The 24,631-nt window shown below is 62.0% G+C and carries 17 protein-coding genes and 1 pseudogene; 11 read left to right on the forward strand and 7 right to left on the reverse strand.

Features of this window, described 5'->3' with window-relative positions; all coding sequences use genetic code 11:
- Positions 1–15 precede the first annotated feature (15 nt).
- The 3 genes from ACEPAJ_RS19355 to ACEPAJ_RS19365 form a co-directional block, all read right to left on the reverse strand.
- Complete coding sequence (locus tag ACEPAJ_RS19355) at positions 16–1,623, reverse strand: FMN-binding glutamate synthase family protein (RefSeq protein ID WP_425917117.1); 1,608 nt, start codon at positions 1,621–1,623, stop codon at positions 16–18.
- 63 nt (positions 1,624–1,686) lie between these two features.
- Complete coding sequence (locus ACEPAJ_RS19360; protein ID WP_425917119.1) at positions 1,687–2,532, reverse strand: 23S rRNA (adenine(2030)-N(6))-methyltransferase RlmJ; 846 nt, start codon at positions 2,530–2,532, stop codon at positions 1,687–1,689.
- A 26-nt stretch (positions 2,533–2,558) separates the two neighbouring features.
- Positions 2,559–3,470 (reverse strand): LysR substrate-binding domain-containing protein, encoded by a 912-nt coding sequence (locus ACEPAJ_RS19365; protein WP_425917121.1) that lies wholly within the window; start codon positions 3,468–3,470, stop codon positions 2,559–2,561.
- A 117-nt stretch (positions 3,471–3,587) separates the two neighbouring features.
- Here ACEPAJ_RS19365 and ACEPAJ_RS19370 point away from each other — a divergent pair, with 117 nt between their 5' ends.
- From ACEPAJ_RS19370 to selO, 6 genes and pseudogenes are all read left to right on the forward strand, one after another.
- Positions 3,588–4,778 carry a YbfB/YjiJ family MFS transporter gene (locus ACEPAJ_RS19370; protein ID WP_425917123.1) on the forward strand — a complete coding sequence of 397 codons (1,191 nt, stop codon included), beginning with the start codon at positions 3,588–3,590 and terminating at the stop codon, positions 4,776–4,778.
- Entirely contained in the window at positions 4,775–5,818 is a 1,044-nt protein-coding gene (locus ACEPAJ_RS19375) for an NAD(P)H-dependent flavin oxidoreductase (RefSeq protein WP_425917125.1), read from the forward strand. Before ACEPAJ_RS19370 ends, ACEPAJ_RS19375 begins: the two co-directional genes overlap by 4 nt.
- A 197-nt stretch (positions 5,819–6,015) precedes the next feature.
- Positions 6,016–7,833 carry an acyl-CoA dehydrogenase gene (locus ACEPAJ_RS19380; protein ID WP_425917127.1) on the forward strand — a complete coding sequence of 606 codons (1,818 nt, stop codon included), beginning with the start codon at positions 6,016–6,018 and terminating at the stop codon, positions 7,831–7,833.
- A 135-nt stretch (positions 7,834–7,968) separates the two neighbouring features.
- Positions 7,969–9,714, forward strand: coding sequence for a potassium/proton antiporter (locus tag ACEPAJ_RS19385; RefSeq protein ID WP_425918119.1), 1,746 nt, complete (start codon positions 7,969–7,971; stop codon positions 9,712–9,714).
- Between the two features lie 121 nt (positions 9,715–9,835).
- A pseudogene (gene mscK, locus ACEPAJ_RS19390) lies at positions 9,836–13,194 on the forward strand (mechanosensitive channel MscK).
- Positions 13,195–13,268: 74 nt separating this feature from the next.
- Positions 13,269–14,729 (forward strand): protein adenylyltransferase SelO, encoded by a 1,461-nt coding sequence (selO, locus tag ACEPAJ_RS19395; RefSeq protein ID WP_274089081.1) that lies wholly within the window; start codon positions 13,269–13,271, stop codon positions 14,727–14,729.
- 61 nt (positions 14,730–14,790) lie between these two features.
- On the opposite strand, the gene ACEPAJ_RS19400 is transcribed toward selO, so the two are convergent.
- Positions 14,791–15,486 carry an aspartate/glutamate racemase family protein gene (locus ACEPAJ_RS19400; protein WP_274089080.1) on the reverse strand — a complete coding sequence of 232 codons (696 nt, stop codon included), beginning with the start codon at positions 15,484–15,486 and terminating at the stop codon, positions 14,791–14,793.
- Between the two features lie 223 nt (positions 15,487–15,709).
- Here ACEPAJ_RS19400 and ACEPAJ_RS19405 point away from each other — a divergent pair, with 223 nt between their 5' ends.
- The 5 genes from ACEPAJ_RS19405 to ACEPAJ_RS19425 all read left to right on the forward strand — a co-directional run bounded on the left by ACEPAJ_RS19405 (position 15,710) and on the right by ACEPAJ_RS19425 (position 20,855).
- A complete protein-coding gene (locus ACEPAJ_RS19405; RefSeq protein WP_274089079.1) occupies positions 15,710–17,506 on the forward strand; it encodes an SLC13 family permease in 1,797 nt (598 codons plus the stop codon).
- 121 nt (positions 17,507–17,627) lie between these two features.
- The gene (locus ACEPAJ_RS19410) at positions 17,628–18,908 is read left to right on the forward strand and encodes a bifunctional O-acetylhomoserine aminocarboxypropyltransferase/cysteine synthase (RefSeq protein ID WP_274089078.1); all 1,281 of its coding nucleotides are present in this window, start codon (positions 17,628–17,630) and stop codon (positions 18,906–18,908) included.
- A gap of 70 nt (positions 18,909–18,978) precedes the next feature.
- Positions 18,979–19,413, forward strand: a complete 435-nt coding sequence (gene trxC, locus ACEPAJ_RS19415) for a thioredoxin TrxC (protein WP_274089077.1) — start codon at positions 18,979–18,981, stop codon at positions 19,411–19,413.
- A gap of 109 nt (positions 19,414–19,522) precedes the next feature.
- On the forward strand, positions 19,523–19,966 hold the full coding sequence (locus tag ACEPAJ_RS19420; RefSeq protein WP_274089076.1) for a YiiD C-terminal domain-containing protein: 444 nt from the start codon (positions 19,523–19,525) through the stop codon (positions 19,964–19,966).
- 88 nt (positions 19,967–20,054) lie between these two features.
- Positions 20,055–20,855, forward strand: coding sequence for a universal stress protein (locus tag ACEPAJ_RS19425; protein ID WP_425917131.1), 801 nt, complete (start codon positions 20,055–20,057; stop codon positions 20,853–20,855).
- 148 nt (positions 20,856–21,003) lie between these two features.
- Here ACEPAJ_RS19425 and ACEPAJ_RS19430 read toward each other — a convergent pair whose 3' ends face one another.
- From ACEPAJ_RS19430 to ACEPAJ_RS19440, 3 genes are all read right to left on the reverse strand, one after another.
- A complete protein-coding gene (locus tag ACEPAJ_RS19430; protein WP_425917133.1) occupies positions 21,004–21,774 on the reverse strand; it encodes a ParA family protein in 771 nt (256 codons plus the stop codon).
- Between the two features lie 185 nt (positions 21,775–21,959).
- On the reverse strand, positions 21,960–23,027 hold the full coding sequence (gene hemE, locus ACEPAJ_RS19435; RefSeq protein WP_425917135.1) for a uroporphyrinogen decarboxylase: 1,068 nt from the start codon (positions 23,025–23,027) through the stop codon (positions 21,960–21,962).
- 182 nt (positions 23,028–23,209) lie between these two features.
- Positions 23,210–24,628, reverse strand: coding sequence for an FAD-dependent oxidoreductase (locus tag ACEPAJ_RS19440; RefSeq protein WP_425917137.1), 1,419 nt, complete (start codon positions 24,626–24,628; stop codon positions 23,210–23,212).
- Between the last annotated feature and the right edge of the window lie 3 nt (positions 24,629–24,631).

Consider the following 24,631-nt stretch of genomic DNA (forward strand, 5'->3'; position numbering starts at 1 on the left):
GTTGGCGCGGGGTGCTCAGGCCGGCGCGAAGCTGCCTGCCTGCGCCATGTGCCACATTCGCGAATAGAACTCCCCGGACACCTCACCACTGAGCAGTTCGCCCGGTTTGAGGAAGACGTGCAACTGCGAGTAGAGCTTGATCTCGCTCGCAGACATGCGCCGTACCAAGTGCTTGGCTTCAACCTGCGAAGGATGCTCAAGGCCGGCTGCGGCGAGCATCTCCGCCAACGCTTTGAGGGTGTTGTGGTGAAAGCTGTGCACACGCTCGGCCTTGTCCGGCACCACTAACGCGCGCTGGCGCAAGGGGTCTTGGGTGGCCACGCCGGTCGGGCATTTGTTGGTGTGGCACGACTGGCTCTGAATGCAGCCGATGGCAAACATAAAGCCCCGCGCCGAGTTGGCCCAATCGGCCCCCAACGCCAGCACACTGGCGATATCGAAGGCGCTGACGATCTTGCCGCTGGCGCCGATGCGGATTTTGTCGCGCAAGCCAATGCCAACCAGGGTGTTATGCACAAATAGCACCCCCTCACGCAGTGGCACGCCAATGTGATCGGTGAATTCCACAGGCGCGGCGCCAGTGCCGCCTTCCTTGCCATCCACCACGATAAAGTCCGGCAGAATCCCGGTTTCCAGCATGGCCTTGGCAATCCCCATAAACTCCCACGGGTGGCCCAGGCAGAACTTGAAGCCCACCGGTTTGCCCGCTGACAGCTCGCGCAACTGGGCGACAAACTGCAGCAATTCAATGGGTGTGGAAAACGCACTGTGGCTGGCCGGCGAGACACAATCCTGGCCCATGGGCACGCCACGGGTCTGGGAGATTTCGGCGGTGATCTTGTGCTTCGGCAGAATCCCCCCGTGCCCCGGTTTAGCGCCCTGACTGAGTTTGATCTCAATCATCTTCACCTGTGGGTTGGCGGCCTGCGCGGCAAACCGCTGCGGGTCAAACTGGCCATTGTCCTGACGACAGCCGAAGTAACCGCTGCCCAATTCCCAAACCAGATCGCCGCCATGCTCACGGTGATAAGGGCTGATGCTGCCCTCGCCGGTGTCGTGATAAAAACCGCCGAGCTTGGCGCCTTGGTTCAACGCGCGAATGGCATTGGCGCTGAGCGAGCCAAAGCTCATGGCCGAGATATTGAACACCGATGCCGAGTAAGGCTGGGTGCACTGCGGGCCGCCCACACTGACGCGAAATCCGCTGGGGTCGACATGCGCCGCCGGCAGCATCGAGTGGCCGATAAACTCAAAACCGCTCTGGTACACATCCGTTAGAGTGCCAAAGGCCTTGTCCGCACTCTCATTTTTCGCCCGCGCATACACCAGCGAGCGCTGCGCCCGCGAGAACGGCAGCTGCTCGCTATCGGACTCCAGCAGGTATTGGCGAATCTCCGGGCGAATCGCTTCAACCAGGTAACGGATGTTGCCGAGGATCGGGTAGTTGCGCCGCACCGCATGGCGACTCTGCAGCAGGTCGTTGAGGCCCACCGCGCTGAGCAGCGCGGTGATCAATAACACCGCCCATAGCCAGGCATGCCCTGCCACAAACGGCAAACCACCGAGGGTGAAGAGCACGCAGAAGGCAAAAAAGGCGTAGCGGTTCAGCAGCGACAAACTCATACAAGCTCCTTGCGGTATGCGGTGTTGCAAAACGTCAGACGACCAGGCCTGCACCAGTAGGTCTTAGGCGATTTTTTCCTCAATCAGCCAATCCATGCGCCAGCCGCCCTGCGTTTGTCCGAGCAACTTGGCCAGCCAGGGCAGAATCTGCTTAAGCTCATCTTCCAGGCCCCATGGCGGATTGCTGATCACCAGGCCAGAGCCATTAAGCCGCGTCGGCTCATCGGTGGAATGCACATAGAGCTCCACACGCAGCAGCGTCGGCGCTTTGCTCTTTTCTACGCCACTGTAAAAGCGGCGCAGCTGACGTAGGTCCTTGATCGGGTACCAGATCGCGACCACGGCTTGGCGCATACGGCTGATCGCTTCGCTCAACGACTGGGCGCAGCGCTCCATTTCATCGGCCTGCTCGAACGGCGGATCAATCAACAGCAACGCGCGTTTCTCACGGGTCGGCAGCAAGGCGCGTGGCACATGCCAGCCTTCGCCCAGGTGCACGGCCACGCGGCGATCGCCCCGCATATTTTCCTTGAGCAAGCGGCCGTCTTCCGGGTGCTTCTCATTAAGGTGTAAACGGTCCTGCTCGCGGGTCAGCAAGCGCGCCAGTTCCGGCGAGCCTGGATAATGGCGCAGCTCGCCATCCGGATTCATCGCACGGATCACTTCCAGATAATCCAGCAGAGGGTCTGGCACGTCCGTGGCCTGCCACAGCCGGGCGATGCCTTCGAGCCATTCGCCGGTGCGGCTGGCCTGGTCGCCGCGCAGGTCATACAAGCCAATGCCGGCATGACTGTCGAGGTAGGCAAAGGGCGCCTCCTTGCGTGACAGCAAGGCAATCAGGCGGCTGAGGACATAGTGTTTCAGTACATCGGCATGGTTGCCGGCGTGGAAGGCGTGGCGGTAGTTCATTGGGCGGACTCCTGTGGCCGCACAGTTTAACCGCTTCGTACGGCCTGCAAATGGTTAGCGCTAGGCAATGGTTCACGCAGCAGTGCCGACAAGCGCTCCAGCGCCGGGTGCGGCGCAGCATCACGGCAGCGCACTAGCAGGGTCGGCGCCGCCGCCAGGTGCGCAGCGACACGCTGCCACGCCACCAAATTGCCTCGTGGGTGCTGCTCCAGCAGGCTACGCGGCAGCAAGCCAAGTCCCATACCGGCGGCAATGCCACCGAGTATCGCCTCTATCGAGCCATAGCTCTGCCGCGCGGCCACCTCTACGCCCTGCTCGTCGCACCATCGCTCCAGCCGGGCGCGGTAATGGCAACCACTGGGGAACCCTAGCAGGGTCACGGGGCTTTGTAGCATCACCGGCAGCGTTGTTTCGGGCGGCAGAACCAGCACCAACTCCTCCGCCCAGAGCACTTCATCGCTGAGCAGCGGATGGCTATAGGGCCCGCCGATCAGCGCAGCCTCTAGACGCCCGGCCAAGACCTCATTGATCAGATACTGGCTAGTCCCCGTTTGCAGGCTCAGGCTGACTCGTGGGGCATCCCGGTGAAACGCCGCCAACACTTCTGGTAAGCGAACAGCCGCCGTGGTCTCCATGGCCCCGATGCGCAGCTCACCGCTCCAGCTGTCGTCCTGCACTGCGCTCCAGGCCTCGCGACAGAGCTGCTCTAAGGCTTCGGCATGCGGCAGCAAGCGCTCACCCGCTGGCGTCAGGCGCAAACGCTGCGCCTGACGCTGAAACAAGCCGACACCCAGTTGTTGTTCCAACTGCCGCAGACGCGCCGAGACATTCGACGGCACGCAATGCAATGACTGCGCCGCGGCTGTTAACGAGCCGCTGCGACTGACCGCCAAAAAGTGCCGAAGCAGTTGCGGGTTCAAGCGTTGCCAAGATGACACGGCGACCTCTGCAGAGCTCAATGCTCACTTAAAGTGAAAATCATGCTCAATATTCTTCACTGGCAGTCGTTAAGCGGCAACCGTTAATGTAGCGCCAGCCCGCCAAAGAGAGCCCCCATGCAACCTGCCTCCCCACGCCAGATTTTCCTTGCCCTGTTCGCCGGCGGTGCTGCGTTGGTGGTGGTACACGCACTGGGCCGCTTCGCGTTCACCCCACTGCTGCCGCACTTCCTCGCCGACCAGCTGTTCAGCCTGGAACAGGGTGCGCAGCTGGCCAGCTGGAACTACCTCGGCTACCTGCTCGGTGCATTGTTGGCATTGCCCCTGTACACGCCAGCACGTTTACGCCTGGCGTTGCCGCTGGCACTGCTGCTCAATGCCCTGCTGACTCTGGCACAGGGCTTCTGCGATGACATCCTGCTGCTGCAGGGGCTGCGCCTGGCCAATGGCATTAGCAACGGCGTGGTCTTTGTACTGGCCCCTGCGCTGGTGCTGGAATGGCTCGCCGCACGCCAACGGGCCAGCCTCAGTGGCCTGGTCTACCTGGGTTTCGCCGCCGGGCTGTCGCTGGCCGGTTGGCTGGCCGACGCACCGGCGTCCTGGCTGCACGGCCCCGAACGCTGGTGGCCGATGGCAGCTATTGCCCTGCCGCTGGCCTTGCTCAGCGCCTGGCTACTTAGCCGCCTGCAGCTGCACCAGCGGCATAGCGCGCCGGTCGCCAACCGCAGCCGCTTGTTTGACCGTGCCAGCACTCCGCTGTTTCTCGCCTATGCCGGCGCGGGCCTGGGTTACATCCTGCCGATGACCTTCCTGCCGACCCTGGCGCAGGAGCAATTACCGCCTGGGCACAGCCTGATCAGCGGCGCCTGGCGCTGGACGGCCCTGGCCTGCCTGATTTCGATCCCGCTATGGAATGCGCTGGGCGCGCGCTTCGGCGACCGTCATGCCTTGCTGGCCACCTACCTGCTGCAAGCGGTGGGCTGCGCCGCGCCCTGGCTGTTCCCCAGCGCCGGCGGTGTCCTGCTGTGCGCCGTACTCGTGGGAGGCAGCTTTATGGGCAGCGTGCTGCTGACTCAACGCCTGGCGCGCACCCTACAACCGCATCAAGGCCCTCGGCTGTCGGCGGCCCTGATCGCCTTATACGGCGGCGCGCAATTGGCAGGCCCCTGGCTCGCAGGGATGTGGCTGACCTTCGGCGGCAGCCTCACGCAAAGTTTCGCCCTAGGCGTTGCCGCCATGCTCTGGGCACTCGCCTGGACCTGGTACACCCCCACTGCCAACCCTACCTCTGGAGCGCCGCATCCATGACCCTGCAATCGCTACTCGGCTGCACCCTGCCGCTGATCCAGGCCCCCATGGCCGGCTCGCACAACCACACACTGACTGCCGCCGTGTGCAATGCCGGCGGCCTTGGCTCGCTCGCCTGCGCGCTGTTCGATGCCCAGGCGTTACGCCGCGAGCTGGAAGCCCTCACACGCAAAACCACGCAACCGTTCAACCTGAACTTCTTCTGCCACACCCCGCCAGCCGTCGACACTGCACGCGAAGCGGCCTGGCGCAAAGCGCTAAGCCCTTACTACGCCGAACTCGACATCGACCCGGCCAGCATCAGCAGCGGGCCCGGTCGCCTTCCGTTTAGCGCCGAGATGGCCGACGTGCTCGATGAGTTCCGCCCGGCCGTGGTGAGTTTTCACTTCGGCCTGCCCGGCGCCGAGTTGCTCGCGCGGGTTAAGGCGTGCGGCGCCAAGGTGCTCAGTTCCGCGACCATGGTCGAGGAAGCACGCTGGCTAGAAGCCCATGGCGCTGATGCGATCATCGCCCAGGGCCTGGAAGCCGGTGGCCATCGCGGCATGTTCCTGAGCGAAGACCTCAACAACCAGCTCGGCACCTTCGCCTTGCTGCCGCAGATCGTCCAGGCCGTGCATGTGCCCGTGATCGCGGCCGGCGGAATTGCCGATGCTCAAGGCGTGCGCGCGGCCATGGCCCTCGGCGCGAGCGGCGTGCAGATCGGTACCGCTTACCTGTGTTGCGATGAGGCCAGCACCAGCGCGATCCACCGCGCCGCCCTGCTCAGCCCGGCGGCGCGGCATACCGCCCTGACCAACCTGTTCAGCGGGCGCCCGGCGCGCGGCATCGTTAACCGAGTGATGCGTGAGCTAGGCCCAATCAGCCCACTGGCGCCAGCCTTCCCGTTGGCGACCAGCGCGATTGCGCCGCTGCGCAGCCAGGCAGAGAGCCAGGGCAGCGGCGATTTCTCCCCGCTCTGGGCGGGGCAGAATGTCAGTGGCTGCAAGAATATTGGCGCCACTGAGCTAACCCGTGAGCTGGCTCAGGGCTTTATCCAATAAGCACGACCTTTACTACACAACCTCGTAGGGTGGATGACGTCTTTTTCATCCACCCTTGCGATATGGTGGATGGATAAAGCGCCATCCACCCTACTCGACCGCCCCGGTCCAACGCGCCGTTATCACGCTTATTGATAGTGCTGGGAGCTGTGCCGCAGTCTGCTTAGACTCGGCCCATTGCAACCGGAGGTATAAGCATGTCCGAGTCCCTGCTCAGTTCCCGTAACCTGGCCTTCGAGCTGTATGAAGTGCTGGACGCCGAAGGCCTGACCCAGCGCGAGCGCTTCGCCGAACACAACCGCGAAACCTTCGATGCCGCCATCGACACCGCGCGCAGCATCGCCGAGAACCTGTTCGCCCCGCACAACCGCAAAAACGACGAACACGAGCCCGAGTATGTCGACGGCGCAGCGGTGCTGATCCCCGAGGTTAAGCCAGCGGTAGACGCCTTCCTCGAAGCCGGCTTCCTCAATGCCACGCGCGAGTTCGAGGTCGGCGGCATGCAGCTGCCTAACTTGCTGTCGCAAGCGTGCTTTGCGCACTTCCAGTCAGCCAACGCGGCGACTACCTCGTACCCGTTCCTGACCATGGGTGCGGCCAACCTGATCGAGAATTTTGGCAGCGCAGAGCAGAAGCAGCGCTTCCTGCAGCCGATGATCGACGGCCGCTTCTTCGGCACCATGGCGCTGACCGAGCCACATGCGGGCTCCTCCCTGTCGGATATCCGCACCCGCGCGGAACCGGCCGAAGACGGCACCTACCGGCTCAAGGGCAACAAGATCTTTATCTCCGGCGGCGATCACCCGCTCAGCGAAAACATCGTACACATGGTGCTGGCCAAGCTGCCGGACGCACCTGCCGGGGTGAAGGGCATCAGCCTGTTTATCGTGCCCAAATTTCTGGTTAACGATGACGGCAACCTGGGCAGGCGCAATGACGTGGTTCTAGCGGGCCTGTTCCATAAGATGGGCTGGCGCGGCACCACCTCCACCGCGTTGAACTTCGGTGACAACGGCGATTGTGTCGCCTACCTGGTGGGCAAGCCGCACCACGGCCTGAGCTACATGTTCCAGATGATGAACGAGGCGCGTATCGGCGTCGGCATGGGTGCGGTCATGCTCGGCTACGCCGGCTACCTGTACTCGCTGGACTACGCCCGTCAGCGCCCGCAAGGCCGCCTGCCCGACGGCAAGGACCCGACCTCCGGCCAAGTGGCGATCATCGAGCACGCGGATGTGCGGCGCATGTTGCTGACGCAGAAAGCCTATGTGGAGAGTTCTTTCGACCTCGGCCTGTACGCTGCACGGCTGTTCGACGACACCCTGACACTGGAGACCGAGGAAGAGCGCAGCAGCGCCCTGGAGTTGCTCGACCTGCTGACCCCTATCGTCAAATCATGGCCGTCTGAGTTCTGCCTCAAGGCTAACGAACTGGCAATCCAGATTCTCGGCGGCCACGGCTACACCCGCGATTACCCGGTTGAGCAGTACTACCGCGATAACCGCCTCAACCCGATCCACGAAGGCACCCACGGCATCCAGTCCCTCGACCTGCTCGGGCGCAAGGTCTCGATGAATGGCGGCGCGGCGCTCAAGCAGTTGCTCAAGCTGATCCACGGCACCTGCCAACGCGCTGAAGCTCATGCTTCGCTGACGACACTGCGCCAGCCGCTGGAACAACTGCTGGCACGCTTGCAGGCGGTGACCCTGGCGCTGCTCGGCGACCTGATGGCCGGCAAGGTGAATGAAGGGCTGGCCAACTCGGCGCTGTACCTCAAGGTGTTCGGCCATACCGTGATCGGCTGGCGCTGGCTGGAACAGGCGATCCGTGCGGAAGAAGGCCTGGCGCGCCTGAGCGATAAAGAGGGCAACGCCGCCGATGTCGACTTCTACCAAGGCAAGCTGCAGGCCGCACGTTACTTCCTCACCTGGGAAGTGCCGAGCTGCCACCACGACCTGGCCATCCTCGAAGCCCGCGACGATACGTGCCTAGGCATGCAGGATGCCTGGTTCTAAGCGCATAGCATGCTGTTACAACACGCCCGGCCGATGCCGGGCGTTTTTTTCAGCGGAAAATTCGGGCAACGGTTAGAATCGCTGGCACGCGCCATGCATAGTGGCACGCTCACCAACCCGCACGGAGTACGCGCCTTGGATGCCAGCACCATCAATAATCTGTTTTTGGTCGGTGGTGTGCTGGTCGCAATGAGTATTCTCGTCAGCGCATTCGGCTCGCGCTTTGGCATCCCCATTTTGGTGATCTTTCTCGGCGTCGGCATGCTCGCCGGCACCGACGGGCCGGGCGGCATCATCTTCAACAACTACCCGCTGGCCTACCTGGTCGGCAACTTGGCACTGGCAATCATCCTGCTCGACGGTGGCATGCGCACCCGCGTGTCGAGTTTTCGCGTGGCGTTATGGCCCTCGCTTTCCCTGGCCACGCTGGGGGTCCTGATAACCGCAGGCCTGACCGGCATTGCCGCGGCCTGGCTGTTCGACCTGACCTGGATGGAAGGCTTGCTGATTGGTGCCATCGTCGGCTCCACCGATGCCGCCGCCGTATTCAGCCTGCTCGGCGGGCGTGGCCTCAACGAACGGGTCAGCGCCACCCTGGAAATCGAGTCCGGCAGTAACGACCCGATGGCGGTGTTTCTTACCGTTACCCTGATCGCCATGCTCGGCAGCGGCCAGGACGGCATTAGCTGGAATCTGCTGATCCAGCTGGTGCAACAGTTCGGCATTGGCGCACTGCTCGGCTTAGGGGGTGGCTGGCTGCTGCTCAACCTGATTAACCGCATGGAGCTGGCCAAGGGCCTGTACCCACTGCTGGTGGTCAGCGGCGGCCTGATCATCTTTGCCATCACCACGGCGGTGGGCGGCAGCGGCATTCTGTCGATCTACCTGTGCGGCCTGCTGCTGGGCAACCGGCCGATCCGCTCGCGCCACGGCATTCTGCATATGCTCGACGGCCTGACCTGGCTGGCGCAGATCGGTATGTTCCTGGTCCTCGGCCTGCTGGTCACCCCGCACGAATTGCTGCCGATTGCCTTGCCGGCACTGGGCTTAGCGCTGTGGATGATCCTCTTCGCGCGGCCGTTGTCGGTGTTCCTCGGCCTACTACCGTTCCGCGCCTTCCATGACCGCGAGCGGGTCTTTATCGCCTGGGTAGGCCTACGCGGCGCGGTGCCGATTATTCTCGCGGTGTTCCCGCTGATGGCCGGGCTGCCGAATGCCCAGCTGTTCTTCAATGTGGCGTTCTTTATCGTACTGGTCTCATTGTTGCTGCAAGGCACCAGCCTGCCATGGGCCGCCAAGCTACTGCGGGTGACCGTGCCGCCGGAGCCTGCGCCAGTATCACGTGCCGGCCTGGACGTGCACCCGACCAGCCAGTGGGAGCTGTTTATCTATCGCCTCGGCGCGGAAAAATGGTGCATTGGCGCGGCGCTGCGTGAGCTGAAAATGCCTGAAGGCACACGTATCGCCGCGCTGTTCCGTGGTATGGAACTGCTGCACCCTTCCGGCAGCACGACCCTGGAAGCCGGCGATTTGCTCTGTGTGGTGGGCCACGAAAATAACCTGCCCGCACTCGGCAAACTGTTCAGCCAGGCCCCGAAACGCGGCCAGGACCTGCGCTTTTTCGGTGACTTCGTGCTTGAAGGCGATGCTGAACTGGCTGCCGTTGCCGCGTTGTACGGTTTGAAACTGGAGGGTGCCGAAGGCCAACTGCACCTGGGCCGCTTTATTGCCCATAAGATTGGCGGCGAGCCGGTGATCGGCGACCAGGTGGAATGGCAAGGCCTGACCTGGACAGTGGCCGCAATGGAAGGGAACAAGATCCGCAAAGTCGGCGTCAGATTCCCCGAAGGCAGCCGCCCAGGCCCTGGGCTCTTCCTCTAACAGTCTGTTTACGCCCGGCTGCACGCCAGCCTTAACCCACTAAAGGCCATTGCGTGCGGCCCAGGCAGTTAACCAGACGCCTGTTAAACTCAGCTTCTTTATCGAGCCAACGACTGCCACTATGCCCTCTCTGCGCACCTATCTAGCCGTTGCCCTGCTCGGGCTTTGCCTGAGCGTCCCCCAGTTGCACGCCGCTGAGCCACCGAGCAGCGCTGCCGTACAAAGCAGCCTCGACAGCCTGGCAGAGCGCAAGCTGCCGGAAGCCGAGCAGCAGGCCGTCAAGCAGACACTGGAGAAAACCCTGGCGCTGCTGGTCGAGACAGCCGACAGCGAACAGCGCCTGGCCGCCCTGGAAAAGCAGCTAGAGGATGCCCCACGGCAGATTAGCGAAGCCCAGCGCGATTACGAGCGGCTGAAAAACAGCCCCCCACTCAGGTCAACCTGCGCTACGGCAAAAGCGCCCTGCCACAGCTTGAGCAGCTACTGGCCGAGCGCAACGCGCAACTCAACGAATGGCAAAAGCAGATCATCGAGGCCAATAGCCTGGTGATCACCGCGCAGACCCGCCCAGAGCGCGCCCAGGCGGAAATCAGCAGCAACCAGACCCGTAGCCTGGAGATCAACAACCTCCTGAAAAACGGCCGCGACGGCAGTAAACCGCTGAGCAATGAGCGCCGTGACCAGTTGAATGCCGAACTGGCCAAGCTCGACGCACAAACCCAGCTGCGGCGTCAGGAGCTGGCCGGCAATAGCCTGCTGCAGGACCTCGGCAATAGCCGCCGAACCTTGCTCGATGAACGGATCAAACGCCTCGAGCAAGAACTCCTCGACCTGCAGAACCTGATCAACGAAAAACGCCGCAACCTGTCTGAACAGGCGGTGGCCGAACAATCGCGCGAAGCCGAGAAAGCCGGCAGCGACACCCTGCTGGCGCGTGAAAGCGCAATGAATCTGAAGCTGTCCGACTACCTGCTGAACGCCACCGACCGCCTCAATGAACTGACCCGCCTCAACCTGCAGACCAAGCAGCAGCTCGACAGCCTGAGCCAGAGCGACCAAGCCCTGGCGGAACAAATCAGCGTACTGCAAGGCAGCCTGCTGCTCTCACGCATTCTCTATAAACAGCAGCAGGCCCTGCCAACGTTGCAGATCGACAGCAGCCTGCCAGACCAAATCGCTGACCTGCGCCTGTATCAGTTTGAGCTGAACCAGCAGCGCGAGGCCATCAACAACCCCAGCGTCTACGTCGACAAACTGCTCAGCAACCACACGGAAGATGCGAATACCCCGGCCTTGCGCACCGACCTGCTGGATATCATCAACACCCGCCGCGAGCTGATCGACCGCCTGAACCGCGAATTAAATACGCTGCTCAACGAGTCGATCACCCTGCAGCTCAACCAGAAACAGCTACAAACCACCGCCGAAACCCTGCGGGCCACCCTCGACGAGCAGATGTTCTGGATCCCCAGCAACAAGCCGCTGGACCTGGAATGGTTCAAGTCGGTGCCGCATTTGCTGGAGCGGCAGATTGCCGAACTGCCCTGGGGCGCTAATTTGCGTCAACTGGCGGCCGGCCTAACCGAGCGACCGCTGTTGTTCCTGCCGCTACTGCTGCTGATTACCGTGTTGCTGTGGCGCCGCAGCTACCTGTACCGCAAGCTCGGCGAACTGCACCAGGACATTGGCCACTTCAAGCGTGACAGCCAGCTGCATACGCCCATGGCGATCATGCTTAACGTGCTACTGGCATTACCCGGCACCTTGCTCCTGGCGCTCTGCGGCTTCGCCCTGCAAATGGATGCCCGCGGGCAGAACGCCAACCTGGGCGAGGCGCTGTTCCAGATGGCTCAGGCCTGGCTGGTGTTCTATACCGTCTACCGCATCCTTGCCGATGGCGGCGTGGCCGAGTTGCACTTCCGCTGGGGGCACGCGCAGGTGGCCTTCCTGCACAAGCAAGTGCGCCGTTTGGGCTTGGTGGTGATGGCCTTGGTCGCCGTCGTCACAGTGGCTAAACACCAGCCCGCCGGCCTTGGCGATGACGTCATCGGCCTGACCGTGGTGCTGAGTTGCTACGCCCTGATGGTCTGGTTGCTGTACAAAACCCTGCTCACCGGCCCGGCCCGCGAGCATGGCTCGGCGTTTCGCCTGCTTATCGGTATCGCCCTCAGTCTGCTGCCCCTGGCGCTGATCATTGCGGTCGGGTTTGGTTACTACTACACCGCGCTGAAACTCAGTGACCGCCTGATCACCACCCTGTACCTGCTGATGATCTGGCTGATCATCGAAGCCACCTTTATCCGCGGTTTGTCTGTGGCGGCACGACGCCTGGCTTACCAACGCGCCCTGAGCAAGCGCCAGGCACAAAGCAGCAAAGAGGGCGGTGAAGGCACGGATATCGTCATTGAAGAGCCGACACTGGATATTGAGCAGGTCAATCAACAATCGCTGCGGCTGATTCGCCTGTCCCTACTCGGCGCCTTTATCTTCAGCCTGTATTGGGTGTGGGCGGATCTGATCTCAGTATTTGCCTACCTGGATAACATCGCACTGTATGAGTACAGCAGCGGTACCGGCGATGCCGCCGTGCTGGTGCCCATCAGCCTCAGCGATGTACTCGGCGCGCTGATCATTATTGGCATCACATTGGCCCTGGGGCGCAACTTACCCGGCCTGCTTGAGGTGCTGGTGCTGTCGCGGCTCAAACTGGCCCAAGGCAGCGCCTACGCCACCACCACGCTGCTGTCCTACGCCATTTTCGGCATCGGCTTTGTCATCACCCTGTCGACCCTCGGGGTCAGTTGGGACAAGTTGCAATGGTTGGTCGCCGCCCTGTCGGTGGGCCTGGGCTTCGGCCTGCAGGAAATCTTCGCCAACTTTATCTCCGGCCTGATCATCCTGTTCGAGCGGCCGGTTCGCATTGGCGACGTGGTGACGATCGGCAACCTGTCCGGCACGGTCAGTAAAATCCGTATTCGCGCCACCACCATCACCGATTTCGACCGCAAAGAAATCATCGTGCCGAACAAAACCTTCGTCACCGACCAACTGATCAACTGGTCGCTGAACGACACCGTCACCCGCGTCATTGTGAAAATCGGCCTGGCCTACGAGTCGGACCTGGCCCTGGCGCGCAAGCTGATGATGCAAGCCGCGATAGAGAACCCACGGGTACTGCGCGACCCGGAGCCCTTGCTGTTCTTCCTGACGATCAGCGCCAGCACCTTCGACTACGAGCTGCGCTTCCATGTCCGTGAGCTGGGCGACCGCAACGCCGCCACCGACGAAATCCTCACGCGCATCGCCCTGAGCTTCCGCGAACATAACGTCGAGATGGCATTCAATCAGGTCGATGTGTTGATCAAAAACCTGCAGGGCCATGAGCTCAATCTGAGCAGCGGAGAACTGATACAAGCCGGGGTCGCGGCTACGGCTAAGCAACAACAGTCGCCGCCCGAGCCGCCTCTAGATCCGCAGTAAATCAGTTACTCGCCCGCACATGCGGGCCAGCCCCTCACCACCGCCGGGCCGCTGTGCCTGGCTGGAGCCTGAACGTGAAGTCGCTCATCGAGTTGCAATTCGACAACCGTTTCGCCCGCCTTGGCGACGCCTTTTCTAGCCACGTATTGCCCGAGCCGATTGCCGAGCCGCGCTTAGTGGTGGCCAGCACAGCGGCGATGGCGTTGCTCGACCTCGACCCGAGCGAGGCCGAGAGTGCCGTATTTGCGCAGATTTTCAGCGGGCACAAGCTCTGGAGTACGGCCGAGCCACGGGCCATGGTTTATTCCGGGCATCAGTTCGGCGGTTACAACCCGCGCCTGGGCGATGGCCGCGGCCTGCTGCTGGGCGAGGTGCTCAACGAAGCCGGCGAGTACTGGGACCTGCACCTCAAAGGCGCCGGGCAAACCCCCTACTCACGCATGGGCGATGGCCGCGCGGTACTGCGCTCCTCGATCCGTGAATTTCTCGCCAGCGAGCACCTGCACGCCCTTGGTATTCCGTCCTCGCGGGCGCTGTGCGTGACCGGCTCCAGCACCCCGGTGTGGCGCGAGAAGCAAGAAAGCGCGGCGATGGTGCTGCGCCTGGCGCCCAGCCATGTGCGCTTCGGCCACTTCGAATACTTCTATTACACCCAGCAGCACGACCAGCTGAAGCAACTGGCCGAGCATGTGTTGCACAGCCACTACGCCGAGTGCCTACAAGACGCGCAGCCCTATCTGGCGATGTTCCGCGAGATCATCGAGCGTAACGCCACGATGATCGCCTACTGGCAGGCGTACGGTTTCTGTCACGGGGTGATGAACACCGACAACATGTCGATCCTCGGCATCACCTTCGACTACGGTCCCTATGCCTTCCTCGACGATTTCGACGCCCAGCACATCTGCAACCATTCGGATGACACCGGGCGCTACAGCTTCAGCAATCAGGTGCCCATCGCCCAATGGAACCTCGCTGCCCTCGGTCAAGCGCTGGTGCCACTGGTCGAGGTCGATGCCCTGCGCGAAAGCCTCGGCCTGTTCCTGCCGCTGTATCAGGCGCACTACCTCGATCTGATGCGTAAACGCCTAGGCCTACTGAGCGCCGATGAGGGCGATGAAGCCCGGGTGCAGCGCTTGCTGCAACTGATGCAAAGCAGCGCGGTGGACTACACCAACTTCTTCCGCGAGCTCGGCGACAGCCCAGCGGCCGAGGCTGTGGCGCGCCTGCGTGATGACTTTACCGACCTCGCCGGCTTCGACACCTGGGCCGCCGACTACCTAATACGCAGCGCTCAGGACGGCGCTGACCAGGTGCAGCGCCAGGCGCGCATGCAGGCGGTCAACCCCAAATACATCCTGCGCAACTACTTAGCGCAGCAGGCGATCGAAGCCGCCGAGCAGGGCGATTATGCCCCGGTGCGCGAACTGCATCAGGTGCTGTCACAGCCCTTCGACGAGCAGCCGGGCTTCGAGCGCTACGCCCAGCGTCCACCGGAGTGGGGTAAGCACCTGGAAATCAGCTGTTCCTCGTAGCCAGCCGTGGGAGGGGCTTTAGCCGCGACAATCGCCGCTAAAGCGCCTCCCACAGGATTTCCTACACCCCCAACATCCACTCCAGCCCCATCGCCACATGCAACTCGGCGCTGTCGAGCAACGGCAGCGGTGCGTCCACGCCCTCCAGTAACAAACCAATTTCGGTGCAACCAAGAATCGCCACCTCGGCGCCCTGCTCTTTCAGCGTGCGCAAGCAATCCAAGTAGAAGTCGCGCGCCGGCGCGAGGAACTGGCCCTGACACAGCTCGGCAAAGATCACCCGGTCGACTTCCTCCATGTGCACAGGCTCAGGGGTGATCACCTCAATCGCAAAACGCTCGGCCAACCGCTGACGGTAGAAGGCCTCCTGCATAGTAAAACGCGTCCCAAGCAAGGCAGCGCGCTTGATCCCTTGACGCTGCAAGGCCTGACCAACCGCATCGCCGATATGCAGCAACGGGATATCGATCGCGGCCTCCAGCGCCGGCGCGACCTTGTGCATGGTATTGGTGGCGAGCAGCAAAGCGGTCGCCCCAGCCTGCTGCAAGCCCTGTGCGGCCCTGGCCAAAAGCTCGCCGGCGGCCTGCCAGTCGCCACGTTGCTGCAGCTCGGCCACTTCAGCGAAGTCCACGGAATGCAGCAACAGCGGCGCCGAGTGCAGGCCGCCCAACTGCTCGCGCACGCCCTGATTGAGCAAACGGTAATAACTGGCCGTAGATTCCCAGCTCATGCCGCCCAAGATGCCTAACTGACGCATAGCGATCCCCTTCCGACAAAGCCTTGAGCCTAATTCGCCCAGGCGCCGCCGCACAGGCACAGTGGCCAGCAGAGCGGTCCGTACAGCCTTATCTGTTAAATCGAAAAGGCATATAAACCTTCCCAAACATTCTTAGACTCTCTAAGCAGCAACCCTTATCTTCTGCGCCTTGCGCCGCCATAGCCCCCATAGGTCGGCACGCCGATAGCTCAAAAGGACGTTCATGTTCTGGGATTCACTACCGCTGCCCCTGCTGTTTGTTGGCGCCCTGTTGGTTTGGGTGCTGTACGCGTTTGTACGCGAGAAGTGGAGCCCGGATATAGTCGCCGCCATTGCCGTGGCCGCGCTGCTGATTACCCAGCTGCTGACCCCAACCGAAGTGCTCAGCGTACTGAGCAACTCGGCCCCGGTGACCATCGCCTGTATGTTTGTGCTGTCCGCCGCTTTAGAGCGCACCGGCTGTATCGACGCCCTCGGCAACTGGCTGGGCGATCTGGTCGGCACCAGCCCGATCCGCGTGCTCACCGGTCTGACGATTACCGCCCTGGTCATTTCGGCCTTTCTGAATAACACCCCGGTGGTGGCCATTCTCACCCCGGTGGCGATCTCCCTGGCCCGGCGTGCCGGCACCCTGCCGTCGAAACTGCTGATTCCGCTGTCCTACGCGACCATCCTTGGCGGCACGCTGACCATGATCGGCACCTCGACCAATATTCTGGTCGATGGGGTGGCGCGCAAGGCGGGCCTGGAGCCCTTCGGCATGTTCGAAATTACCGGCGCCGGGCTGATCCTCGCCGCCGCCGGTATGGCTTATCTGCTGACCATTGGCCGGCACTTGTTGCCCGACCGCGAAACCCTGTCCAAGCAGCTGCGCCCGGATCTTGCGCGCACCTTTATGACCGAACTGCTGGTGCCGCACGACTCCCCGGTGATCGGCAAAACCCTGCACGAAGCCCATCTCAACGGTGGCAGCGGCCTGCAGGTGCTGAAAATTTTCCGCGACGAGCAGGAGCTCACCGAGCCCGCCCACGACACCCTGCTGCTGGCCGGCGATCAGTTGGTGCTGCACGGCCAGGTCAAGGATGTGGTCGAGCTGCGCGAAAGCGGCCACCTGATCTTCAACCGCAGCGATGCCTTTGAAACCATCAGCAGCCACGATGTGATCCTCGCCGAGGCCATCGTCGGACGTAACTCGCGCTACAGCCACCGGCCCATGCGCGACCTAGACCTCACCGCGCGCTATGGCATCGCCGTGCTCGCCGTGCACCGCCAGGACGAGAACATCCAGGGCAACCTGGATGACTTCGAGTTGCAGTTCGGCGACGTGATGCTGGTCGAAGGCACGCCGACGCAAATCAAACGCTTTGCCGACAACGGCGAGCTGATCAGCCTTAACGCCGTGCAGGAGCGCGCATTCCGCCGCGACAAAGCGCCGATTGCGATCATCGCCACCCTGGCGGTAATGCTGCTGGCGGCCTTTGGCGTGATGCCCATCGAAGGCCTGGCGATCATCGGCGCGGTGACCGTGCTGGCGACCCGCTGCCTGGATGTGGAAGACGCCTACAAAGCGGTGGACTGGAAGATCCTCAGCCTGATCTTCGGCATGCTGGCCATCAGCATCGCCATGGACAAAGTCGGCCTGGTCAAACTGCTGGTGGAAAGCGTGATGGGCTGGCTGCCCTGGGCCGGGCCGCTGCTGATGCTGTCGCTGATTTACTTGCTGACCTCGATCCTCACCGAGATGCTCTCGAACAACGCCGTCGCGGTACTGGTCACGCCGATTGCCATCGGCCTGGCTCAGCACCTGGGGGTGGATCCGCGCGCCTTTGTGGTCGCCGTGATGTTTGCCGCCAGCGCCAGCTTTGCCACCCCCATCGGCTATCAAACCAATACCTTCGTATACAACGCCGGCGGCTATCGCTTCACCGACTTTATGAAGGTCGGCATACCGCTCAACCTGTTGCTGTGGGCGGTTGCCAGTGTGGTGATCCCCTGGTTCTGGCCACTGGTACCGGTCTAAGCACGCGCTCGGCACCGGCCTCGGCCCGCACACTTTGCGCTGAATGCGCCGGTGCATTGACCAGGCGGTGCTGCTTTGGCCATGCTGCGTACCTTGCCATCTGCCCCGAAGGAACGTGCGTATGAAATTGGAAACCCTGGCCATCCACGCCGGCTACAGCCCTGACCCGACCACCAAGGCGGTGGCCGTGCCGATCTACCAGACCAGCTCCTTTGCCTTCGACGACACCCAGCACGGGGCCGATCTGTTCGACCTGAAGGTCGCCGGCAATATCTATTCACGAATCATGAACCCGACCAACGCCGTGCTCGAAGAGCGCGTCGCCGCGCTGGAAGGTGGCGTCGGTGCACTGGCTGTGGCCTCGGGTATGGCCGCGATCACCTACGCCATCCAGACTGTGGCCGAAGCCGGTGACAACATCGTCTCGGTGGCCAAGCTGTACGGCGGCACCTACAACCTGCTGGCCCACACCCTGCCGCGCTTTGGCATCCAGACGCGCTTCGCCGCGCACGACGACATCGCCGCCCTGGAAGCGCTGATCGACGACAAGACCAAGGCGGTATTCTGCGAATCCATCGGCAACCCGGCGGGCAATATCGTTGACCTGCAAGCACTGGCTGACGCCGCACACCGCCATGGCGTGCCGCTGATCGTCGACAACACGGTGGCCACGCCGATGCTCTGCCGGCCGTTTGAACACGGCGCCGACATCGTCGTGCACTCACTGACCAAATACATCGGCGGCCACGGCACCAGCATCGGCGGCATTGTCGTCGACTCCGGCAAATTCCCCTGGGCTGACAATAAACAGCGCTTTGCCCTGCTCAATACGCCGGACCCGTCCTACCACGGCGTGACCTACACCGAAGCCTTCGGGCCTGCCGCCTTTATCGGCCGCTGCCGCGTGGTGCCACTGCGCAATACCGGTGCGGCGCTGTCGCCGTTCAACGCCTTTTTGATCCTGCAAGGTTTGGAGACGCTCGCGCTGCGCATGGAGCGCCACTGCGAGAACGCGCTGAAGGTCGCCCATTACCTGCAAAACCACCCGCAGGTGGCTTGGGTCAAATATGCCGGCCTGCCGGATCATCCCGAGCATGCCTTGGCGCAGAAATATTGCGCAGGCAAGCCTGCGTCGATCCTGTCGTTCGGCATTGTCGGCGGTCAGGAAGCCGGGGCGCGCTTTATCGACGCGCTCCAGCTGGTGGTGCGCCTGGTGAATATCGGCGATGCTAAATCGCTCGCCTGCCACCCGGCCTCGACCACCCATCGCCAACTGAATGACGAAGAGCTGGAACGCGCCGGTGTACCGCGCGACATGGTGCGCCTATCGATTGGCATCGAACACAGCGATGACATTCTCGCCGACCTCAGCCAGGCGTTGCAGGCCGCACAAATCGTTTAAGGCACACCCGCGCACTTGATATCGGCGTCAGCGACTCCAGATTAGGACTATCCCGCGTCTGGAGTCGCCCATGTCCAATCCCCTGCTGATCCCCTGCCCGCACTGCAATGGCCTCAACCGTATTCCCTCTGAACGCCTGGGCGATGCGCCGCGCTGTGGCCGCTGCAAGGCTGAAGTGCTGCCGAGCACGCCCTTCGAGCTGAGTCAGGCCAGCTTCGCCGCGCAGAACAAAGGCGATTTACCCTTGCTGATTGACGTCTGGGCCAGCTGGTGCGGCCCATGCCGCAGTTTCGCGCCAATTTTTACCCAGGCCGCCAGCCAATTGCAGGGCCGCTGTCGCCTGGCAAAACTGGACAGCGAAGCCAACCCGCAACTGTCCACCGAGATGGGCATTCGCTCGATCCCGAGCCTGATCCTGCTTAAGGGCGGCGTGGAAATCGCCCGCCAGAGTGGCGCACTGCCATTGCCACAACTGCTCGGCTGGCTACGTCAGCACGGCATCTGAGCTGCGGCGCTGAGCGATTCAGTCAATGCCGCGATGCCAGCGCGGTCATTACCCTGCTCTTAAGCACGCATTAGGCTGGCTGCACACTCACAACCTGTGGAGCCAAGCCATGCCGATGCCCCTTGAACTGGTGCGCCAGCTCACCGAAGAACAGATCGCCTTTGTTCAGCGCAGCGGCCTCAAGGCCGAAGTCCTTGAGCCTGGCTGGGTGCGCCTGCGGATGCCTCTAGAGGGCAACCAGAACCATATCGGCAGCATGTATGCCGGCGCGCTGTTCACCCTGGCGGAGATTCCCGGCGGCGCGTTATTTCTCACCAGCTTCGATACCCAGCATTTTTATCCCATCATCAAGGAGATGAACCTGCGCTTTCGCCGCCCCGCTACCGGCGCGATTCGGGTCGAGGCACGCCTTAGCGCCGAGGAAATCCAGCGCCTGCAAAACCAGGCAACAGACCAAGGCAAGGCTGAATACCTTTTAGAGTTGCAGCTAACCGACGACAGTGGTGAAGTAGTGGTCGAGAGTCGTGGCCTGTACCAATTGCGTAGACGCTGACGCATGACCTTGCCCTAGGTCAAAAGTCCAGCTATGACTCGAGGTCACAATAAATGTGCCGACATGCATCGGCAGGAGAGTGCCGACCATGCCCAGTCATATCCTCATTGCTCACGACCTGCGCGATACCGCTGATATGGCGCTGTGCCGCGCCGCGCAACTGGCCAAACAGTTCAACGCCAAACTGACCCTGCTGCATGTGCTCGACCCGAGCAAAAGCAGCCAGGAGCATGACCAGGCCAAACAGGCTCTGGATCGCAGCCTCACCACCTATGCACCGGCTGGCACGCAACTGCTGATCCGCAGTGGCAGCAAGCCCTCGGACACCGTGCTGCAGCAGCTCAATGAACTGGGTTGCGACCTGCTGGTCCTCGGCGCCCATCACCAGCGCCACGATTTCTTCTCTGGCACCAGCCTCGACCGCATCGCCCGCAACTGCCCGGTGCCGTTGTTGCTGGTCGCACGCAATGATTCCAGCCCGTATAAACGTGCCCTAGCGGCCATCGACTTTTCGCTCTGCGCCTGCAGCGCGCTCGGCCAGGCCTACCGGCTGCTGCCAGAAGCCGCTGAACTACATGCCTTGCACGTGTTTGAGCCCGACAAGGGCACAGCCAAGCAGGTCGAGGCGCAACTGGCCACGCAGAAAGCCCTGATCAACCAGCTGCTGGAAGATGAAGCGCAGAACCTGCCGAAAAAGGGCCCGACGCTCAGTCACTCGGTAGAACAAGGCGGCATTCTGCGTTGCCTGCAAGCCCACCTGAAAAGCACCGATACCGAATTGCTGGTACTCGGCAGCCACGGCCGCAGCGCACTGTCGCAAGCCCTGCTCGGCAGCCTGGCGCAGCACTTCCTGCACAAGGCACCCTGCGATATCTATGTGGTGCGCTAGGGTGGGTTAGCTGCGCAGCAGCGTAACCCGCCAACGCTGAATCGCGTGTTGGCGGGTTACGCCTTTAGGTCGCGAGATCGCCATGAGACTCTGAACCCCGCCAACAAAAAAAGCTGCCTAGGCAGCTTTTTTGTTGGCCGCGTAACGATCAGCGGGCATTGAGCAGGTCATGCAGCTCGACAAACTGCTGGGTCAGCTTATGGTTGCGATCCAGATAAACCAGCGGCATGCAGGCCTGGTGTGACTCGCGCATCTTCACCGAACTCATCAAATTGACCGGCAACACCGGCAAGCCTTCGGCAACCAACTCATCGAGCAGTTGCTGCGGCAAGGTAGCGCGCGGCTGGAACTGGTTAACCACAATGCCTTCAACCTCAAGCCCCTCGTTGTGGTCTTCCTTGAGTTCTTCAATTTCCCGCAATAAGCCATACAGCGCCTGACGCGAGAAGCTGTCGCAGTCAAAGGGAATCAGTACCCGGTCGGCCGCGATCAACGCTGAAACGGTGTAAAAATTCAGTGCAGGCGGGGTATCCAGGTAGATGCGCTCGTAATCCTCGCCCAGCTCTTCGAGCAATTTGCGCAGCTTGTTGATCTTGTGCTTCTGCTCAAGCTTGGGCTGCAGGTCAGCCAGCTCAGCGGTGGCGGTGACCACATGCAGGTTGTCGAACGGCGTTTCGTAGATATCAACACGGCCTTTCTTGCCGAAGGGCGCGGACGACAAGGTGTTCTTGAAGAACTCGGCGATCCCCATAGGAATCTCATCGCCGGTCAAGCCGGTGAGGTAATGCGTCGAGTTGGCCTGTGCGTCCAAGTCGATCAACAGCGTGCGATAGCCCTGGGAAGCGCTGACTGCGGCCAGGTTGCAGGCAATGCTGGACTTACCCACACCGCCCTTCTGATTGAAAATTACGCGCCGCATAAAATACCTCCCTGATAGCAGACTGCTCGATTCTATGCACAGGCGCCAACGAGAGCTAGGCATTCATCCCATGCGTTGCTGCGCAGGGTAAATGCAAACCCTCAGGCCCGCCGAGGATGAGAATGGCCATGCCATCGCCAACCCACACAATGCAAAAGGGCCGCAAGTGCGGCCCTTTTATACATCTACGCGTGGTATTGCGCCGACAACTCATGCACCGCTTCGAAGAACGCCCCAGCATGCGCCGGGTCCACTTCTGGGGTGATGCCGTGGCCGAGGTTGAACACCTGACCGTTGCCATGGCCGTAGGCCGCGAGGATGCGCCCAACTTCAGCGCGGATCGCCGCCGGGTTAGCGTACAGCACGCTCGGGTCCATGTTGCCCTGCAAGGCGACCTTGTCGCCGACGCGGGCGCGGGCGCTGCGGATATCACAGGTCCAATCCAGGCCCAGCGCCTCGGCACCGGTATCAGCCATAGACTCCAGCCACAGACCGCCGCCTTTGGTGAACAGGATCACCGGCACGCGACGACCGTCGTGCTCGCGGATCAAGCCGTCGACAATCTTCTGCATATAGGCCAGGGAAAACTCCTGATAGGCCGCTGCCGACAGCGAACCACCCCAGGAATCGAAGATTTGCACCGCTTGCGCGCCAGCCTTGATCTGGCCGTTAAGGTAGGCGGTAACCGACTGCGCCAGCTTGTCGAGCAACGCATGCATGGCCTGCGGGTTGTCGTAGAGCATGGCCTTGGACTTGCGGAAATCCTTGGAGGAGCCGCCTTCGACCATGTAAGTGGCCAGGGTCCAGGGGCTGCCGGAGAAGCCGATCAACGGCACGCGGCCATTCAGCTCGCGGCGAATGGTGCGCACGGCGTCCATCACATAGCCAAGGTCCTGCTCGGGATCAGGGATAGGCAGCGCTTCGATATCGGCCATGGAACTGATGACTTTATTGAAACGCGGGCCTTCGCCGGTTTCAAAATACAGACCTTGGCCCATGGCGTCGGGAATGGTCAGGATGTCCGAGAACAGAATCGCCGCATCCAGCTGTGGGTAACGATCCAGCGGCTGCAGCGTGACCTCGCAGGCCAGCTCAGGATTCTTCATCAGCTTGACGAAATTCCCCGCCTTGGCGCGGGTGGCGCGGTATTCGGGCAGGTAACGACCGGCCTGACGCATCATCCACACCGGGGTGACGTCGACAGGTTGCTTGAGCAGGGCACGAAGGAAACGGTCGTTCTTCAAGACGGTCATGGTGGCATCCGACAAAAGTGTGAGCACCCCGCACGGTCAACGCGCTGCAATACGAGCCCGTTCACCGCCCGCAGGCGAAATGATGCGACATTGTCGCAAAGCGCATAACAAAAGGCACGGCGGGTGCCGTGCCTTTTATCCATTGCGACGATTTGCCTCGGCCCAACGCTTAGCGCAGTGGCTTAGACCCCAAGGTAGTCGAGGATGCCTTCGGCGGCGTTACGCCCTTCGAAGATCGCCGTCACCACCAAGTCAGAACCACGGACCATGTCGCCACCGGCGAAGATCTTCGGGTTGCTGGTCTGGTGCTTGAACTGGCTTTGCTCCGGTGCCACCACACGGCCCTGACTGTCAGTGTCGATGGTGAAATCGCTGAACCAGGCGGCCGGGCTTGGACGGAAACCGAAGGCGATCAGCACGGCTTCCGCCGGGATGATTTCCTCGGAACCCGGAATCGGCTCGGGGCTGCGACGGCCACGGGCATCCGGCTCGCCGAGACGGGTCTCGACCACCTTCACGCCTTCGACCTTGTCTTCACCCACAATGGCGATGGGCTGACGGTTAAAGAGGAACTTCACTCCCTCTTCTTTGGCGTTCTTCACTTCCTTGCGCGAGCCCGGCATGTTTTCTTCGTCGCGGCGATAGGCGCAGGTCACGCTCTTGGCGTTCTGGCGGATGGAGGTGCGGTTGCAGTCCATCGCCGTGTCACCACCGCCGAGTACGACGATGCGCTTGCCTTTCATGTCGATAAAGTCTTCCGGCGACTTCTCGAAACCGAGGTTGCGGTTGACGTTGGCGATCAGGAAGTCCAGCGCATCATGCACACCCGGCAAGTCTTCACCGGGGAAGCCGCCCTTCATGTAGGTGTAAGTACCCATGCCCATAAAGACGGCATCGTACTCATCGAGCAGCTGCTCCATGCTGATATCTTTGCCGATCTCGGTGTTCAGGCGGAACTCGACGCCCATGCCGGTAAAGACTTCGCGGCGATGGCTGAGTACGGTCTTTTCCAGCTTGAACTCGGGGATACCGAAGGTCAGCAGGCCGCCGATTTCTGGGTTCTTGTCGAACACCACCGGCGTCACACCGTTGCGCACCAGAACATCGGCGCAGCCCAGGCCGGCGGGGCCGGAACCGATCACCGCCACACGCTTGCCCGTCGGCACAACGCCGGACATGTCCGGACGCCAGCCCATGGCGAAGGCCGTGTCGGTGATGTACTTCTCCACCGAACCGATGGTCACCGCGCCGAAGCCGTCGTTAAGGGTGCAAGCACCCTCGCACAGACGGTCCTGCGGGCACACCCGGCCGCAGACTTCCGGCAGGGTGTTGGTCTGGTGGCTCAGTTCGGCGGCGGCGAGGATGTTGCCCTCGGACACCAGCTTCAGCCAGTTGGGAATGAAATTGTGCACCGGGCACTTCCACTCGCAATACGGATTACCGCAACCCAGGCAGCGATGCGCCTGGTCCGCGGCTTGCGCCGGCTTGAAGTTGTCGTAGATCTCGACGAACTCTTTCTTACGCTGACGCAACAGTTTCTTCTTCGGGTCTTTGCGCCCGACTTCGATGAACTGGAAGTCGTTATTCAGACGTTCAGTCATTGC

It is taken from the genome of Pseudomonas sp. GWSMS-1, assembly GCF_049847425.1.
Classification (GTDB): domain Bacteria; phylum Pseudomonadota; class Gammaproteobacteria; order Pseudomonadales; family Pseudomonadaceae; genus Aquipseudomonas.